The sequence below is a fragment of the Paracoccus shanxieyensis genome (assembly GCF_009711265.1).
Lineage (GTDB): Bacteria > Pseudomonadota > Alphaproteobacteria > Rhodobacterales > Rhodobacteraceae > Paracoccus > Paracoccus shanxieyensis.
Genome location: NZ_WMII01000013.1, coordinates 107,207 through 122,278, shown reverse-complemented (window position 1 = coordinate 122,278; position 15,072 = coordinate 107,207). Strand labels below are relative to the sequence as shown.

Below are 15,072 nucleotides of genomic sequence, written 5' to 3'. Positions count from 1 at the left end.
GAAAGGCCCCGCCACATCGGCGGGGCCGTCTTGCATCAGTCGGCATAGACGCCAGCGGCCTCGATCACGGGCTTCCAGCGGGCGATCTCGGATTCCAGCTTGGCTTTCAGCGCGGCGGGGGTGCCATCCTCGGCGGATGAGGGCGCGGTGCCCAGATCGGCCATCGCCTTGGCCACGCCTTCATCGGCCAGCGCGGATTGCAGCGATTTCGACAGACGCTCGTTCACCTCGGCGGGCGTGCCCTTGGGGGTGTAGATGCCGTGCCAGATGCTGACCTCGAAATTCGCCAGACCGGATTCCTCGGCGGTGGGCAGGTCAGGAAACAGCGGCAGGCGTTCGGGCGTGGTCACGGCATAGGCCTTGATCGTGCCGCCCTTGATCTGCTGCGTGGTGTTGGTTGTCTGGTCGCACATGATGTCGGTCTGCCCGCCCAGAAGATCGGTCATCGCCGGACCCGTGCCCTTATAGGGAACGGTGACAAGCGGCGTTTCCAGCGCCTGCATCAGCAGCATCCCGCACAGATGGCTGGCCGCCCCGATGCCTGCATTGGCCAGCGTCAGGCTGTCGCCATTGGCCTTCACATAGTCGATGAAGCCCTTGAAATCCGTCGGCTCGAAATCCTTGCGGGCGACGACGACCATGGGCACCTCGGTCACAAGGCCCACATATTCAAAGGCGTTCAGCGTGTCATAGGCCAGATTGCGATACAGTGTCGCCGCCGTCGCCATGCCGATATGGTGCAACAGCACGGTATAGCCGTCGGGATCGGCCTTGGCGACCTGACCCGCGCCCAGCGTGCCGCCCGCGCCGCCGACATTTTCCACGACGATCTGCTGGCCCAGATCTGCCGACATCTTTTCCGCCACCAGCCGCGCCACGGTATCGGTGGGCCCGCCCGCCGAGAACGGCACGACCATGGTGATCTGGCGTTCGGGATAATCCTGCGCGAAGGCAGGCGCGGTCAGCATCGTGGCCGCACAAAGCGCGCCAAGCAATTTCTTCATGATATCCTCCCTGAGTGCCGCGCCCGCTCCTCAACGGGTGCGCTTGACCTCAGCCTGCGGCCAAGGGCTGCGCGATACCAAGCCAAATCCGGGCCGCAGCGCGGGCTTTCGCATCGCAGCGCGCGGGAATGGGTGGAAAGGGTGACAACACGCATCCGTGATGGGTGGAAATCCACCCATCAGCCATCCGGATCGACCAGCAGGCGGCGGTCCAGCCCGTATTTCTGCATCTTTTCGTACAGCGTCTTGCGCGAGATCCCCAGCGTTTCGTAGACCGGCCGCAGGTGACCGCCATGCGCGGCGATGGCCCCCGCGATCAGGCTGCGTTCAAATTCCGCGACCTGATCGGCCAGCCGCGCGCCCTGCCCGGCCAGTTCCGCGCCCTCCAGCCCCAGCACGACGCGTTCGGCCAGATTGCGCAATTCGCGGACATTGCCGGGCCAGTCCTTGGCGGCAAGACCGGCCAGAAAGGCCGAGGGCGGGTCGCGCTCGGGCAGTTTGTGGCGGGCGGCGGCCTCGCGCAGCAATTGCAGAAACAGCAGCGGGATATCCTCGCGCCGGGCCGACAGCGGCGGGACGTGCAGGACGGCGACGTTCAGGCGCCAATACAGATCCTCGCGGAAACTGCCGCGCTGCACGGCCAGGCCCAGATCGGTCTTCGAGATGGCGATGAAGCGCACGTCCAGCGGGATGGGCTCATTCGCGCCCAGCCGGGTGATGACGCGGTCCTGCAGGACGCGCAGCAGCTTGGCTTGCAGATCCAGCGGCATCGAGCCGATTTCATCCAGCAGCACCGTGCCGCCGCGCGCATGTTCAAACTTGCCGAACCGTGCGCGGACCGCACCGGGAAACGCCCCCGCCTCATGGCCGAACAGTTCGGATTCGATCAGCGCCGCAGGCAGGGCGGCACAGTTGATCGCGACGAAGGGCCGGGCGGCACGGGCCGACAGATCATGCAGCGCATGGGCCACGACCTCTTTGCCCGCCCCGGTCGGCGCGATGATCAGCGCATCCGCATCCGAGCCGCCGATGGCACGCAGCCGATAGCGCAGATCGACCATCACCTGCGTGCGACCGGGCAGCCGCGCCTCGATATCGTCGCGCTTGCCCGCGACGGCGCGCAGGCGGCGGTTTTCCAGCACCAGCTTGCGGTGATCGGCGGCGCGGCGGATGACCGTCGCCAGTTCCTGCACGCGAAACGGCTTTTCGATGAAATCGTAAGCCCCGCCCCGGATCGCCTCGACCGCCAAGGGCACCTCGGCATGGCCGGTCACAAGGATCACCGGCAGGTCGGGGTCGATGTCGCGCAGCCGTCCCAGCAGCGTCATCCCGTCCATGCCGGGCATGCGGATATCGCTGACGATGACGCCCGCAAAGCCCGGCCCGGCCAGCGCCAGCGCCTCGGGCCCCGAGGCCAGCGGCTCGACGGCGAAGCCCGCCAGTTCCAGCGCCTGCGCGGTCGAGGCGCGCATCTTTTCGTCGTCATCGACCAGCAGCACCCGCGTCATGCGGCAGCCTCAAGGCGGGCGGCGGGCAGCGTCACCAGAAACTCGGCCCCCGGCGCAGCATTGCGGCATGACAGCGTGCCGCCCAGATCGCGCATTATGCTGGAACAGATCGACAGGCCCAGCCCAAGCCCGAAGCCCTTGGTGGTGAAGAAGGGGTCAAAGATCCGCGCGGCGATGGCATCGGGAATGCCGGGGCCGTGGTCGCGGATGCGGATGGCGATGCTGTCGCCCTCAAGGCGGGCGGACAGCGTGATGCGGCGGTCCGCCAGCCCCTCGACGGCATCGGCGGCATTGGTGATCAGGTTGACCAGCACCTGCTGCAGGCGCGTGGGTCCGGCGCGTAGGGGCGGCAGGCCCGGCGGCACATCCAGTTCCAGCCGCGCATCGGCGCTGGCCAGACGCGCGGCGACGATGGTCTGCGTTTCGCGCAGCAGCGGATGCAGGTCCACCGCGCCAAGCTGGTCATCGGGCTTGCGGGCCGCCTGCCGCAGATGCGTGCCGATGGCGGCCATGCGGTCGATCAGCGCCAGGATCTCGGCGATGTTGTCGCGCGCGCGGACCAGATCGCCGCGCTCGATCAGGATGGCGGCGCTGTCGGCGAAATTGCGCGCCGCCGCCAGCGGCTGATTGATCTCATGCGAAATCGAGGCCGACATCTGCCCCAGCGTCGCGAGCTTTCCGACCTGCACAAGGCTTTCCTGCGCGGCCCGCAGTTCGGCCTCGGTCGCGCGGCGTTCGGTGATTTCCTGCCCCAGCTGGTCATTGGCACGGGCCAGCGCGGCGGTGCGTTCGGTCACGCGGCGTTCCAGTTCGGCGGTGGCAAACCGCTGCATGGCGCGGCGCTGGCGCCACATCAGCGCGACGATCCCCGCCGCCAGCAGCAACAGCGCCAGCGTCAGCATGGCCAGCCGCGCCTCGGCCCGCGCGCCTTCGCTGTCCAGCAGAACATGCACCGTCCAGCCCGCATCCGGCATCCGGTCCGAGGCGGAGATGAAATCATGCCAGCCATCCGCCGCGGGCATCCGAAACAGCGGCACGCCCGCCAGATCGCCGCGCTGCATGGCAAATTCGGTCAACGGCAGACTGGCATAGCGCCGCGATGCCGCCGTCCGCGCCATGCGGTCCGGCGTCAGCGCGTGGATCGAGTGATACAGCCAGCCCGGTTCCGAGGACAGAAACACCGCCCCCTCGGGGTCGGTCACCATGACGCGGTATTCGACGCCGCGCCACGCCGCCTCGATCCGGTCGACGCCGATCTTGACCGCGATGACGGCGGCGATGTGTCCCTGATCGTCGCGCACCGGCGCCGAAAAGTAATAGCCCCGCACGCCCGAGGTCGTGCCCACGCCGTAAAACCGCGCCGGATGCCCTGCCATGGCGTCGATGAAATAGGGGCGATAGCTGAAATTCTCGCCGATGAAGCTGTTGGGGCCGGTCGCGGTGGAATGCGCGATGGTGTGGCCATCGGGCAGGATCAGATAGATGTCCGAGGCCTGCACATCGGCATTCTGTTCGGCCAGCCACGCATTCGTCTGCCGCCGCAGGGCCGCGTTGCCGGGATCGGCGGCCAGCCGGTGGATCAGGTCCAGATCGCCGACCAGCAGCGGCACGACCTCATAGCGGGCCAGATCGGCCTCCAGCGCGTTGACGGTCAGGCGCAGCGCGGTTTCGGCGCGTGTCTGCGCGGCCCGTGCGTAATGCTGCCCGGCAAGCTGGCCGCCCAGCCAGACCAGCACAGCTGCAGCGGCAATGCCGGCGATGATCCATGGGCCGCGCAGGCTTGGCATGGTCGCTCCTCTCTCCCATCCGGAAAATCTGCCAGCAGTGCCGTCGCTGCGCAATCATCCTGCGCGGTTCAGGACAAGAATCACCACGGGACGATTCGCCCGTCGGGGCCTGAAAAAGCCGTGATGTGCGGCGCAGGAATCCCGAGCGAAATGCTAATTTTCGCCGCGTCATCCGGGCGCTGGCCGCCAGGGGCCAAGGGCGCAATCCTGACGGAAAGACATCTGCCACGCGCCCATTGCCGCCGCAGCCAATGCCTGCTGGAAAAAACCAAATCCAAGAAGTTTGTTCGGATCGGCCGATCAATCCTTAGCGAAAAAATCAGAAGGCAAAGACCAAGCTAACTAGTCAACTATTTGTTTTTATTGATATTTCCTTGAAGCCGCCAGATCGGCGGGCTATATATGTCTCAAGGTCGCCAGCCAGCAGACGCCAGCCAGCCACCTAAGACAAAGCAGCCAGACAGGAGATTTCATCATGGCCAAGACTGCATGCAGCGCCTGCGCGTTCTATGAAGATCACGTGGCGAACTCCGCCAGCACGCTTTCCGATTCCGGCCTGTGCCGCGCGAACCCGCCGGTCACCCAGAAAGACGCCGACACCCGCGGCTATTGGCCGGTGGTTCAGTCCAGCGACTGGTGCGGCCAATATGCAACCAGCTTCGCGGCCGAATAAGCGACCGCAAGGCGGATGCACAGGGCAGCCCATCGGGCTGCCCTTTAACATATGCGCAGGTCAGGGATGTGCCGCGATGATGGCGTCCAGCCGCTCGCGGGCGCGCTTGGGCAGATCGTCGGGCAAATGTACCGCAGGCGCACCGCCCACCCGGATCAGCATGACCATGCCCATCGCGTAATGCGGCGAACATTTGATGCCGTAATTGCCCGGCACATCCAGCGTCAGATCGAAATCCTGATTGAGCCTTGACCGAAACGCCTGCGCCCCTTCGGGCAGCATGCCGTCGATGCTGGCCGCATTGTGGCCGGGCTGGCTGGACAGAAAGCGCACCGTGTCGCCGGGCGCGATCTGCAGGAAGGCGGGCTCATAGACCATGGGTCCGCTGTCGCCCCGGTTCAGCATCTTCACCTCATGGATTTCGGCGAAGGCGGGTTGGGCAAGGACCAGCAGGGCAAGGGCGGCAAGGCGCATGGGGCAGACCTCAAAGACTGTGGAAACGGAAAAGCGGCGGCTGGCCGGGCGCGTCCAGACGTGTCGCGCCGACGCGGAACACGGCCGCCAGAAGTTCGGGCGTCAGCACCTGCGCCGGGTCGCCGCAGGCCAGCATGCGGCCGCCCGACATGACGCCCACCCGGTCGCAGGTCATCGCCTGATTCAGATCGTGGATCGCCATGACGACGGTTTGCGGCAGGGTGCGCACCAGCGCCATCAGCGCCAGTTGATGATGGATATCCAGATGGTTCGTCGGTTCGTCCAGCTGCAGAACGCGCGGTTGCTGGGCCAGCGCGCGGGCCAGATGCACGCGCTGGCGTTCGCCCCCCGAGAGCGTGGCCCAGCACCGGTCGGCCATGGCCTGCATATCGACGCGCGCCAGCGCCATATCGACGATATCGGCGTCCTGCGCGCCAAAGGGCGCAATGGGCGACAGCCATGGCGTGCGGCCCAGTTCCACCGCATCGCGCACGCGTAACGCCTCGGCCGTGTCGGCATGCTGTTCGACAAAGGCCAGACAGCGCGCAATGTCGCGGCGCGCCATCGCGCTCAGCGGTGTGTCGTCCAGCGCCACCTGCCCCGCCGCGCGCGGCAGCAGGCCCGCCAGCAGGCGCAGCAGCGTGGATTTCCCCGAGCCATTGGGACCGACCAGCCCGAATGTCTCGCCCGCCGCGATCTCGACCGACACGTCGCGGACGATCTGGCGCCAGCCCAAGGCTTTGGCCGTGATCCTCATGCGCGGCTCCGCTTGCGGATCAGGATCAGCGCAAAGCCTGGCGCGCCCACCAGCGCGGTCACCACGCCGATCGGCACGACCTGCCCCGGGATCAGCATCCGCGACACGATATCGGCGGCAATCAGAAACACCGCCCCCGCAAGGGCCGAGGCCGGGATCAGCGCGCCGTGCCGCACGCCGGCGACAAAGCGCATGGCATGGGGGATCACCAGCCCAACAAAGCCGATGGCCCCGACCAGACTGACCATCACCGCCGTCATCAGCGTCGTCATGCCGATCAGCACCAGCTGCACGCGCAGCACCGGCACGCCAAGCGCCGCCGCCGCATCCGCGCCAAAGGAAAACGCATCCATCGCCCGCGCATACCACAGACAGGCCAGACAACCGGCCAGCGCCACCGGCAGCGCCAGCGTGACATCGGGCCAGCGCACGCCCGACAGATTGCCCAGCAGCCAGAACATGATGCCCCGCGCCTGTTCGGCATTGGCGGATTTGGCGATGAAAAAGCTGGTCAGCGCGTTGAACAGCTGCGACCCGGCAATCCCCGCCAGCACCAGCTGCGCCGAGCCTCCGCCCGCCGCGCGGGCCAGCGCCGCGACCAGCACAAAGGCCAGCGCCGCGCCCAGAAACGCGCCGGTCGAGATGCCGATCATGCCGCCCCCCAGACCCATGATCGTCACCGCCACCGCCCCGGTCGAGGCCCCCGCCGACACGCCCAGCAGATAGGGATCGGCCAGCGCATTGCGCACCAGCGATTGCAGCACCACGCCCGACAGCGCCAGCCCCGCGCCGCAGGCCGCCGCCACCAGCGTGCGCGGCAGGCGGTAATTCCAGATGATGCCCGCGTCGATGGGATCGACGGCATGGCCCGCATTCCACAAATTGTTGGAAAAGACCGCCGCCACCGTATGAAACGGCAGCGGCGTCTCGCCGATGACAACCCCGGCAAGGATCGCCAGCAGCAGCACGACCAGTCCGACGGCGCCTTTCAACACGAAAGACCGCAGCACTGGAGACCCGAAGGCGCCGGAACTGGTCGCAACCGTCATTTCAGATCAAAGCCCGGCAGCGCCTCGGCCAGCGTCTCAAGCGCGGTGACATTGCGGATCGAGGGATCCATGGCATGGGCGTCAAGAATGACGATGCGGTCGTTTTTCACCGCATCCATCTGGCGGGTCACCGGATCGGATTTCAGGAAGGCCAGCTTCTTTTCGTAATCATCGGCCTCGAACCGGCGGCGGTCCATCTTGGCGATGACGATGACCGAAGGGTTGGCGCGGGCGATGGTTTCCCAGCTGACGGTCGGCCATTCCTCATCGCTTTCGATGACATTGGTCAGGCCCAGCGCGTTCATCATATAGCCGGGCGGCCCCTTGCGACCGGCGACATAGGGGTCGATGTCGATCTCGGCCGATGAGAACCAGAACAGCGCCGAGGCGCCCTTCAGATCCAGCGCGCGGGCCTTTTCGATGGCCGCGGCTTCACGCGCCTTCAGATCCTGAACCAGCGTCTGGCCCTTGTCCGCAACGTCGAAGATCTGCGCCAGTTCGCTCACGCCCTGATAGATCCCGTCCATGGTGAACATGGCCGTGCGCGTCCCGTCCGAGCCGACGCTGTTATCCTTGCCCGCGCAATCGGCGGGCAGGATATAGGTCGGGATGCCAAGGTCGGAAAACTGATCGCGGGTGGCGACGATCCCCTGCGGGCCGACATGCCATTCATACTGCACCGCGACCAGACCGGGGCGCTTGGCCACGATGCTTTCAAAGCTGGGATCGTTATCGGCCAGCCGCTCGATCCCGGCATTCACGTCCTTGTATTGCGGCAAAACATCGGTGAACCAGACCGAGGTTCCCGTCACCTTTTCGGCAAGGCCCAGCGAATACAGCACCTCGGTCGCGGCCTGACCGACGGTCACCACGCTGCCGGGCGCGTTCTGAAAGGTCACGTCGACGCCGCAATTCTGCAGCGTCAGCGGATAGGTCGTCTGCGCATGGGCAGTCAGGGCAAGGCCGGTGGCGACGGCCAGGCCAGTCAGGATGCGGATCATGGGAACCCCTGTGATTTCCGGCTGCGGGAAATATCGGGAAAGGTCCGCCCCAGGGCTGGTGCGCGCTGATGCGCTGGCTTGAACCGGCAGGCTTGCGCCACCAGAAAGACATGGTTCATTCGGACACCTCTCCGGACATCCCCGCCCGGGTGCAGTTGCGTTTCGCGTCGGCAGGTCTCCTGACTGGCGGGTCATCAAGGGCTGCGGCCTTCCCATGGCATCTGCCACAGTGGCGTGATCGCAGTCCTTTCGCCGCCTACAGTTGCGGGGGCAGTTCCGGTTCGACAGGTCGCCCTGCCGACGGATTCCCTTTCAATTCCTTTCGGAAACCGACGCCGCATGGCTAGCCCGCAACCCCGGTCGCAGGCAACACCTTTTCGCGGCGGTGCTGTGGAAAAGCGCCGGCCCGTGGGGAATCTGCGTTCGGGCGGGGTGTTCACGGGAATCGTCGCCAGACGGCCCGCTGCGATCCTAAGATGCGCTGGCAAAAACCACGCTGAAGCGCGTCCTGTCCGCCTCGGGGGGCGAGGAAAGCCTGACCGCAGCGCCAAAGCCATCCGCGATCTGGCGCACGATGGCGAGCCCCAGACCCGAGCCGCCCGGACCGGCAGCCGCGCCGCGCTGGAAGCGGCCGAAGATCTTGTCACGTTCGGCCAGCGGAATGCCCGGACCGTCATCCGCGACGGTCAGCACCGCCTGCGCGCCCTGCTGTTCCACGGTCACGTCGATGACCGGCCCGCCGTGACGAATGGCATTGTCCACGAGGTTCAGAACGATTTCGCGGCATAAAAGCTGCGATCCCAGAATGAAGACCGGCTGAGGCGGCAGCGAAAAGCCCAGATCGCAGCCCTGCCGCTCGCTGATCGTCAGCAGTTCCGGCACCATCTGCCGGACCAGCGCCGCCAGATCGAAGCGCACGGCGTCGTGACAATGATGCGCGGCCTCGCTGCGGCTGTGGACCAGCAACTGCTCGGCCAACCGGGCCGAGGCGCGGGTGTCCTCGACCAGCGCGGACACGCCGTCGCGCAGCGGTCCTTCGGGCATGTCGCGCTGCAAAAGCTGGGCGCGCAGATGCAGCGATGTCAGCGGCGAGCGCAACTGATGGCTGGCATCGTCGATGAACTGCCGCTCATGCTCCAGCGCCTGCCGCAGCCGGGCGACCAGCGTGTTCAGCGCCTCGCCGATCGACCGCAGGTCGCTGGGCAGCGTCGCCCGGATCGGCGACAGATCCGCGGCCGAGCGCATGGCGATCTGGTCGCGGAACTGCAACAGCGACCGCAGGCCGCGCCGCACGGCAAAGAAGGCCAGCACCCCCGCCCCGGCCAGCAACAGCCCCAGCCGCAGCGCCGCCGAGAAGACCGAGGCCAGCATCGCCGCATCGCGTTCGTTGCGGGTCATGCCGACATGCACGGTGATCCAGTCGGGCACCAGCGCGTCCGAGCCGAAAAACCGCAGCGACACCGCCCGCAGCCGCTGGCCGCGATAGGTCATGTCGCTGATGCGCGGCACGCCGGGTTCCAGCGCCGTCTCATCGCCCGGCGGATGAAAATCCTCATATCCCGTCAGATAGGACCGGCTGGGGCCGATGATGCGATAATAGATCCGCTCCTCGGTGGTGTTGCGCAGCAGCGAGATGATCTCATCCTCGACCAGATCGCCATAGGTGCGGTCCACCGCTTCGCTGATGCTGATGGCCGAGGCAACCAGCATCTGGTCATACAGCCGGTCGGTGGCGCGGCGGGCGCTGACCCATGCCTCGGCCAGAAAGGCCAGCACCACAAGGCTCAGCGGCCCCAGCAGCCATAACAAGACCGACCATGTGACCGAGGGGCGGCGTCTCATCCGGCGGCGTCCAGCACATAGCCCAGACCCCGCGCCGTGCGCAGCTGGCAGCCGCTGCCTTCCAACCGCTTGCGCAGGCGGTGCACATAGATCTCGACCGCGTTCGGCGTCAGTTCGTCGTCAAAGCCCGACAGCCGCGCGGCGATGCGTTCCTTCGGGACCACGGTTCCGGCGTTTTCGACCAGCAATTGCAGCAGGGCACGTTCCCGCGCGGGCATGTCCAGCGCCGCCCCGTCCAGCCGCGCGTCCCGGCTGACGGTATCGAAACTCAGCCGGCCAAGGCGGATCACCGGGGCATCGACGCCACCGACGCGGCGGGCCAGCGCGCGGATCCGGGCTTCGAATTCGGCCAGTTCAAAGGGCTTTGCCAGATAGTCATCGGCCCCCAGATCAAGGCCCCGCACCCTGTCCTGCACCCCGCCCCGCGCGGTCAGGATCAGCACGCCCACCGCCTTGGCAGCAGCGCGCAGATGGCGCAGGAAATCCAGCCCGTCCTGATTGCCAAGGTTCAGATCCAGCACCACCAGATCGTAATCGGCGACGGCGGCCAGATCGAATGCCTCGGGCAGCGAGGCGGCGCGGTCGACGGCATGACCCAGCCCCTCCAGCGAATGGCGGATGCCTGCGGCAATGCCGGGATTGTCCTCGACGATCAGGCTGCGCATCGCTGTTCCCCCCCGTGTCGCGTCGGCTGCAATTCTTTATCAGCCATGAAAGCTTGATGAAAGAAACCCCGTGCTAACAGGGATTCGGAGGAGGACGGCAGCGCGGCGACAGCACGCTGCCGGGCATGGAGGAATGCCGTGAACCGCAGAGAATTCATCGCCGCCGCGACTGCCGGGGTCGTTGCCCCCGTCTGCGCCCCGGCCAGCGCGCATGCGGCCCAGCCGATCCAATGGGTCGTGCCGTTTCAGGAAGGCGGCGGCACGGATGTCTGGGCCCGCTTCATGGCGGGCTGGCTGTCGGCGACCCTGCCCGACCGGCCCGAGGTGCGGCTGCTGAACGTCTCGGGCGGGAACTCGACCCGCGCCGCGAATTTCTTTGCCGCCGAGGCCCGCGCCGATGGCCGCATGTTGCTGGGCACCACCGGATCGACGCAATTCGCGGCGCTGCTGGGCGACCGGCGCGTGCAATATGATTATGCCGACTGGCGCATCGTCGCGGCGCAGCCCTCGGGCGGGGCGATCTATGTCCCCTCCGCGCTGGGGGTCGGCAGCATGGCCCAGCTTGTCGCGCGGGGGCGGACGGTGCATTTCGGTTCGATCGGGGCGGCGTCGCTGGACATCGTGCCGCTGCTGGCCCTTGAGATGCTGGGGCTGGATGTGGCGGTCCTGCTGGGCCTGAACAGCCGCAATGCCGCCCGCGCCGGCCTGATCGGCGGCGAATTCGACGTGGATTACCAGACATCGCCCGGCTATCTGGCGCAGGTCCAGCCTTTGGCGGATGCGGGCCGCGTGGTGCCGCTGATGAGCCTTGGCGCATTGGACGCGCATGGCCGCTGGGCGCGCGATCCGGCCTTTCCCGCCCTGCCCGCCTTTCCCGAGGTCTTTCGCCAGATCCATGGACGCGACCCGGACGGCGCCGAATGGCAGGCATGGCAGGCCCTGTTCCGCGCCGGTTTCGCCGCGCAGAAAATGGTCTTTCTGCCCGGCAGCGTGCCGGTCGCGCGCAGTCAGTTGTTTCGCGAAGCCTTTTCGCACATGGCCGCCAATCCGCGCTTCCGCGATCAGGCAGCCCCGGTGCTTGGCCCCTATCCGCTTCTGACCGGGGCGCGCGCCGATGCCGCCTTGGCGCAGGCCATGACCATGGCCCCCGACATCCGCAAATGGACGCGCGACTGGCTGGAGCGCCGGTTCCGCGTCACGCCCTGAACCCTGAAGGAGGAGAAACCAATGACCCTGAACCGCCGCACCTTCGGCCTGATGGCCGCCGCCGTGATGACGGCCCTGCCCGTGCTTGCCGCCGCGGAATATCCCGAACGCAATATCACGCTGGTCGTGCCCTTCCCGCCCGGCGGCGGCAATGACGCCATGGCCCGCATCGTCGGCGATGCGCTGACCCGGCAGATCGGCGCCACCGTGGTCGTCGAAAACAAGGCCGGCGCGGGCGGTGTCGTCGGCACGCAATCGGTGCAGAACGCCAAAGCCGATGGCTATACGCTGCTGCTGGGCCATTCGGGCACCATGGGCATCAACCCGCATGTCTATCCCGCCGCCACCTATCACCCCACCAGGGATTTCACGCCGGTCGGGCTGATTTCGGAAATTCCGCTGGCGCTGGTGGTCAACAAGGATCTGCCCGCGCAGGACGTGGCGGGGCTGATCGCGCTGGCCAAGGAAAAGCCGGGTGAACTTTCCTATGCGTCATCGGGCGTCGGCACCGGCTCGCATATGGCGGCCGAGCTTTTCGCCCATGATGCCGGGATCGAGGTCGCGCATATCCCCTATCGCGGCTCGGGTCCGGCGATGACCGACCTTCTGGGCGGGCGCATCGACTTTCTGTTCGGCGTGATCCCGTCGTCGCATGCGCAGGTCGCGGCGGGCAAGGCGCGGGCGCTGGCGGTGACGGGCGCGGAACGCTCGCCCACGATGCCCGAGGTGCCGACGATGCAGGATGCGGGCGTCGAGGGTTATCAGGCGGCGCTGATCTATGGCCTTCTGGCCCCCGCAGGCACGCCCGAGGATGTCGTGGCCAAAATCAACGCGGCGCTGAACACGGTGTTGAACGATCCGGCGGTGCAGGAAAAGCTGGCCGTCGACGGGTCCGTCCCGCGCCCCGGCACGCCTGCCGATCACCGCGCCGCGCTGGATGCCGATCTGGAAAAATGGGGCGCGCTGATCCGCGACGCCCAGATCGAGATCCACTGACCTGACCCGCCCCGCACGTGATGCGGGGCCCCAAACGGGAAATCGCCATGACTGACCAAACCCATCCCGCCGAGGGACAGGGCCGGGTGCTCTTGTCGCAAGACCGGGTCGCCGGGCTGACGTTGATCGCCATTTCGGCCTTCGCGCTCTGGGCCTCGTCCGATCTGGAAACCGGCACGCTGCGCTTCATCGGCCCCGGCCTGATGCCGAAACTGCTGGCCGCGCTTGTCGGCATCTGCGGGGCCATCCTGCTGGTCCTGTCCTTTCTACGCCCGTCCGAGGCGATGCCGAAGATCCCGCTGCGCGGCCCGCTTTGCGTGCTGGCCGGGATCCTTGCCTTTGCCCTGACCGTGCAGACCGTGGGCTTTGCCATCGCAGCCCCGTTGCTGGCGCTGCTGGCCGGGCTTGCCGACCGAGACATGCGCTGGGGCGAATTGATCGGCTTTGCGATCTTCATGACCGTGGGCTGCATTCTGGTCTTCAAGGTCGGGCTGAACCTGCCGATCCCCGTCCTGATCCTTCCCGGCATCATCCAGTATTGAGGCACCCATGGATCTTCTCAGCAATCTTGCCCTGGGCTTTCAGACGGCCATGTCGTTTCAGAATCTGGGGCTGGCCTTCATCGGCTGCCTTGTCGGCACGCTGATCGGCATCCTGCCCGGCGTCGGCCCCATCGCCACCATCACCATGCTGCTGCCCATCACCTTCGGCATCGACCCGGTGGGCGCGCTGATCATGCTGGCGGGCATCTATTACGGCGCGCAATATGGCGGCTCGACCTCGGCCATTCTGGTCAATATCCCCGGCGAGGCCGGCTCGGTCGTCACCGCGCTGGACGGGCATGCCATGGCGAAAAAGGGCCGGGCCGGGGCCGCGCTTGGCATTTCGGCCATCGGCTCATTCGTGGCGGGCTGCATCGCCACGGTCATCATCGCCGCGCTGGCCGTGCCGCTGACCGAACTGGCGCTGCGCTTTGGCCCGACGGATTACTTTGCGCTGATGGTCATGGGGCTGGTCTTTGCCGTGGTGCTGGCGCATGGCTCGGTCCTGAAGGCGGTGGCGATGATCCTGCTGGGCATCCTGATGTCCACCATCGGCTCGGATCTGGAAACCGGACAGGCGCGCATGACCTTCGGATCGCTGCATCTGGCCGATGGCATCGACTTTGCGGTGCTGGCCATGGGCATCTTCGGTTTCGCCGAGGTGCTGCGCAACCTTGAGGGCGGCGAACAGCGCGACGTGATCCGGGGCACCATGGGTCCGCTGCTGCCGACGCGGGCCGAGCTGCGCCGCTCGATCGCGCCGATCCTGCGCGGCACGGGTCTGGGCTCGGCCTTGGGGATGCTGCCGGGCAATGGCGCGGTGCTGGCGCCCTTTGCCTCGTATACGCTGGAAAAGAAGCTGGCCAAACGCCCGCAGGATTTCGGCAAGGGCGCGATCGAGGCGGTCGCCGGCCCCGAATCCGCCAATAATGCGGGCGCGCAGACCAGCTTCATCCCGCTGCTGACGCTGGGCATTCCGCCGAATGCGGTGATGGCGATCATGGTGGGCGCGATGATGATCCAAGGCATCGTCCCCGGCCCGCAGGTGATGACGGAAAGCCCGACGCTGTTCTGGGGCATGATCGCCAGCATGTGGATCGGCAACCTGATGCTTTTGGTCATCAACCTGCCTTTGGTCGGCATGTGGGTGCGGCTTTTGAAAGTGCCTTACCGGCTGCTGTTCCCGGCGATCCTGATCTTTTCCTGCATCGGTATCTATTCCATCGACAACAATCCGATGGATGTGGTCTTTACCGGCGGCTTTGCCATCCTGGGCTATCTGCTGATCAAGATGGGCTTTGAACCGGCCCCCCTGCTGCTGGGCTTTGTCCTTGGCCACCTGATCGAGGAAAACCTGCGCCGCGCCATGCTGCTGTCGCGGGGCGAGCTGTCGACCTTTACCGACAACCCACTGAGCCTGATCCTGCTGCTGATCTCGGCCGGGCTGCTGGTCCTGTCGGCGATCCCGGCCCTGCGGGCCAAGCGAGAAGAGGTCTTCGTCGAGGATTAAGCCACCCGCCCCCCGTTCCGCGCGGCAGGTCATGGCCGCGCGGAACGGGGGGCATCGT

Annotated in this window: 14 protein-coding genes and 1 riboswitch; of the genes, 5 read left to right on the top strand and 9 right to left on the bottom strand. The window is 66.6% G+C overall.

What is annotated here, in order from left to right; genetic code table 11:
* Positions 1–35 precede the first annotated feature (35 nt).
* The 3 genes from GL284_RS14360 to GL284_RS14350 all read right to left on the bottom strand — a co-directional run bounded on the left by GL284_RS14360 (position 36) and on the right by GL284_RS14350 (position 4,299).
* Positions 36–1,004 (bottom strand): tripartite tricarboxylate transporter substrate-binding protein, encoded by a 969-nt coding sequence (locus GL284_RS14360; RefSeq protein ID WP_155045322.1) that lies wholly within the window; start codon positions 1,002–1,004, stop codon positions 36–38.
* Between the two features lie 179 nt (positions 1,005–1,183).
* Positions 1,184–2,512: a sigma-54-dependent transcriptional regulator gene (locus GL284_RS14355; RefSeq protein WP_155045321.1), complete on the bottom strand. Its 1,329-nt coding sequence runs from the start codon at positions 2,510–2,512 to the stop codon at positions 1,184–1,186.
* A complete protein-coding gene (locus GL284_RS14350; RefSeq protein ID WP_155045320.1) occupies positions 2,509–4,299 on the bottom strand; it encodes a sensor histidine kinase in 1,791 nt (596 codons plus the stop codon). Before GL284_RS14350 ends, GL284_RS14355 begins: the two co-directional genes overlap by 4 nt.
* 475 nt (positions 4,300–4,774) lie before the next feature.
* Here GL284_RS14350 and GL284_RS14345 point away from each other — a divergent pair, with 475 nt between their 5' ends.
* Positions 4,775–4,972 (top strand): hypothetical protein, encoded by a 198-nt coding sequence (locus GL284_RS14345; RefSeq protein WP_155045319.1) that lies wholly within the window; start codon positions 4,775–4,777, stop codon positions 4,970–4,972.
* A 60-nt stretch (positions 4,973–5,032) separates the two neighbouring features.
* Here GL284_RS14345 and GL284_RS14340 read toward each other — a convergent pair whose 3' ends face one another.
* From GL284_RS14340 to GL284_RS14315, 6 genes are all read right to left on the bottom strand, one after another.
* Positions 5,033–5,446 (bottom strand): pseudoazurin, encoded by a 414-nt coding sequence (locus tag GL284_RS14340; RefSeq protein ID WP_155045318.1) that lies wholly within the window; start codon positions 5,444–5,446, stop codon positions 5,033–5,035.
* Between the two features lie 10 nt (positions 5,447–5,456).
* Positions 5,457–6,203 carry an ABC transporter ATP-binding protein gene (locus tag GL284_RS14335; protein ID WP_155045317.1) on the bottom strand — a complete coding sequence of 249 codons (747 nt, stop codon included), beginning with the start codon at positions 6,201–6,203 and terminating at the stop codon, positions 5,457–5,459.
* Positions 6,200–7,252, bottom strand: a complete 1,053-nt coding sequence (locus GL284_RS14330; RefSeq protein WP_155045316.1) for a FecCD family ABC transporter permease — start codon at positions 7,250–7,252, stop codon at positions 6,200–6,202. The genes GL284_RS14335 and GL284_RS14330 overlap by 4 nt, the downstream gene beginning before the upstream one ends.
* Positions 7,249–8,253, bottom strand: a complete 1,005-nt coding sequence (locus GL284_RS14325) for an ABC transporter substrate-binding protein (RefSeq protein ID WP_155045315.1) — start codon at positions 8,251–8,253, stop codon at positions 7,249–7,251. The genes GL284_RS14330 and GL284_RS14325 overlap by 4 nt, the downstream gene beginning before the upstream one ends.
* A 152-nt stretch (positions 8,254–8,405) precedes the next feature.
* A riboswitch (cobalamin riboswitch) is annotated at positions 8,406–8,602 on the bottom strand.
* 122 nt (positions 8,603–8,724) lie between these two features.
* A complete protein-coding gene (locus GL284_RS14320; protein WP_155045314.1) occupies positions 8,725–10,095 on the bottom strand; it encodes a sensor histidine kinase in 1,371 nt (456 codons plus the stop codon).
* The gene (locus tag GL284_RS14315; protein WP_155045313.1) at positions 10,092–10,760 is read right to left on the bottom strand and encodes a response regulator transcription factor; all 669 of its coding nucleotides are present in this window, start codon (positions 10,758–10,760) and stop codon (positions 10,092–10,094) included. The genes GL284_RS14320 and GL284_RS14315 overlap by 4 nt, the downstream gene beginning before the upstream one ends.
* 138 nt (positions 10,761–10,898) lie before the next feature.
* On the opposite strand from GL284_RS14315, the gene GL284_RS14310 reads away from it, so the two are divergent.
* Genes GL284_RS14310 through GL284_RS14295 form a run of 4 tightly spaced genes read left to right on the top strand, consistent with a single transcriptional unit; the run spans position 10,899 to position 15,014 of the window.
* Positions 10,899–11,966, top strand: coding sequence for a Bug family tripartite tricarboxylate transporter substrate binding protein (locus GL284_RS14310; protein WP_155045312.1), 1,068 nt, complete (start codon positions 10,899–10,901; stop codon positions 11,964–11,966).
* A gap of 21 nt (positions 11,967–11,987) precedes the next feature.
* Positions 11,988–12,962: a Bug family tripartite tricarboxylate transporter substrate binding protein gene (locus GL284_RS14305; protein WP_155045311.1), complete on the top strand. Its 975-nt coding sequence runs from the start codon at positions 11,988–11,990 to the stop codon at positions 12,960–12,962.
* 47 nt (positions 12,963–13,009) lie between these two features.
* On the top strand, positions 13,010–13,504 hold the full coding sequence (locus tag GL284_RS14300) for a tripartite tricarboxylate transporter TctB family protein (RefSeq protein ID WP_196216779.1): 495 nt from the start codon (positions 13,010–13,012) through the stop codon (positions 13,502–13,504).
* Between the two features lie 7 nt (positions 13,505–13,511).
* Positions 13,512–15,014: a tripartite tricarboxylate transporter permease gene (locus GL284_RS14295; protein ID WP_155045309.1), complete on the top strand. Its 1,503-nt coding sequence runs from the start codon at positions 13,512–13,514 to the stop codon at positions 15,012–15,014.
* The last annotated feature ends 58 nt before the right edge of the window (positions 15,015–15,072 follow it).

What these genes read in the sequence shown, in the direction of transcription:
- GL284_RS14350 (WP_155045320.1), bottom strand. Translation starts at nt 4,299, where the DNA reads ATGCCAAGCCTGCGCGGCCCATGGATCATCGCCGGCATTGCCGCTGCA.
- GL284_RS14360 (WP_155045322.1), bottom strand. Translation starts at nt 1,004, where the DNA reads ATGAAGAAATTGCTTGGCGCGCTTTGTGCGGCCACGATGCTGACCGCG.
- GL284_RS14345 (WP_155045319.1), top strand. Translation starts at nt 4,775, where the DNA reads ATGGCCAAGACTGCATGCAGCGCCTGCGCGTTCTATGAAGATCACGTG.
- GL284_RS14330 (WP_155045316.1), bottom strand. Translation starts at nt 7,252, where the DNA reads ATGACGGTTGCGACCAGTTCCGGCGCCTTCGGGTCTCCAGTGCTGCGG.
- GL284_RS14335 (WP_155045317.1), bottom strand. Translation starts at nt 6,203, where the DNA reads ATGAGGATCACGGCCAAAGCCTTGGGCTGGCGCCAGATCGTCCGCGAC.
- GL284_RS14305 (WP_155045311.1), top strand. Translation starts at nt 11,988, where the DNA reads ATGACCCTGAACCGCCGCACCTTCGGCCTGATGGCCGCCGCCGTGATG.
- GL284_RS14320 (WP_155045314.1), bottom strand. Translation starts at nt 10,095, where the DNA reads ATGAGACGCCGCCCCTCGGTCACATGGTCGGTCTTGTTATGGCTGCTG.
- GL284_RS14295 (WP_155045309.1), top strand. Translation starts at nt 13,512, where the DNA reads ATGGATCTTCTCAGCAATCTTGCCCTGGGCTTTCAGACGGCCATGTCG.
- GL284_RS14315 (WP_155045313.1), bottom strand. Translation starts at nt 10,760, where the DNA reads ATGCGCAGCCTGATCGTCGAGGACAATCCCGGCATTGCCGCAGGCATC.
- GL284_RS14325 (WP_155045315.1), bottom strand. Translation starts at nt 8,253, where the DNA reads ATGATCCGCATCCTGACTGGCCTGGCCGTCGCCACCGGCCTTGCCCTG.
- GL284_RS14340 (WP_155045318.1), bottom strand. Translation starts at nt 5,446, where the DNA reads ATGCGCCTTGCCGCCCTTGCCCTGCTGGTCCTTGCCCAACCCGCCTTC.
- GL284_RS14355 (WP_155045321.1), bottom strand. Translation starts at nt 2,512, where the DNA reads ATGACGCGGGTGCTGCTGGTCGATGACGACGAAAAGATGCGCGCCTCG.
- GL284_RS14300 (WP_196216779.1), top strand. Translation starts at nt 13,010, where the DNA reads ATGACTGACCAAACCCATCCCGCCGAGGGACAGGGCCGGGTGCTCTTG.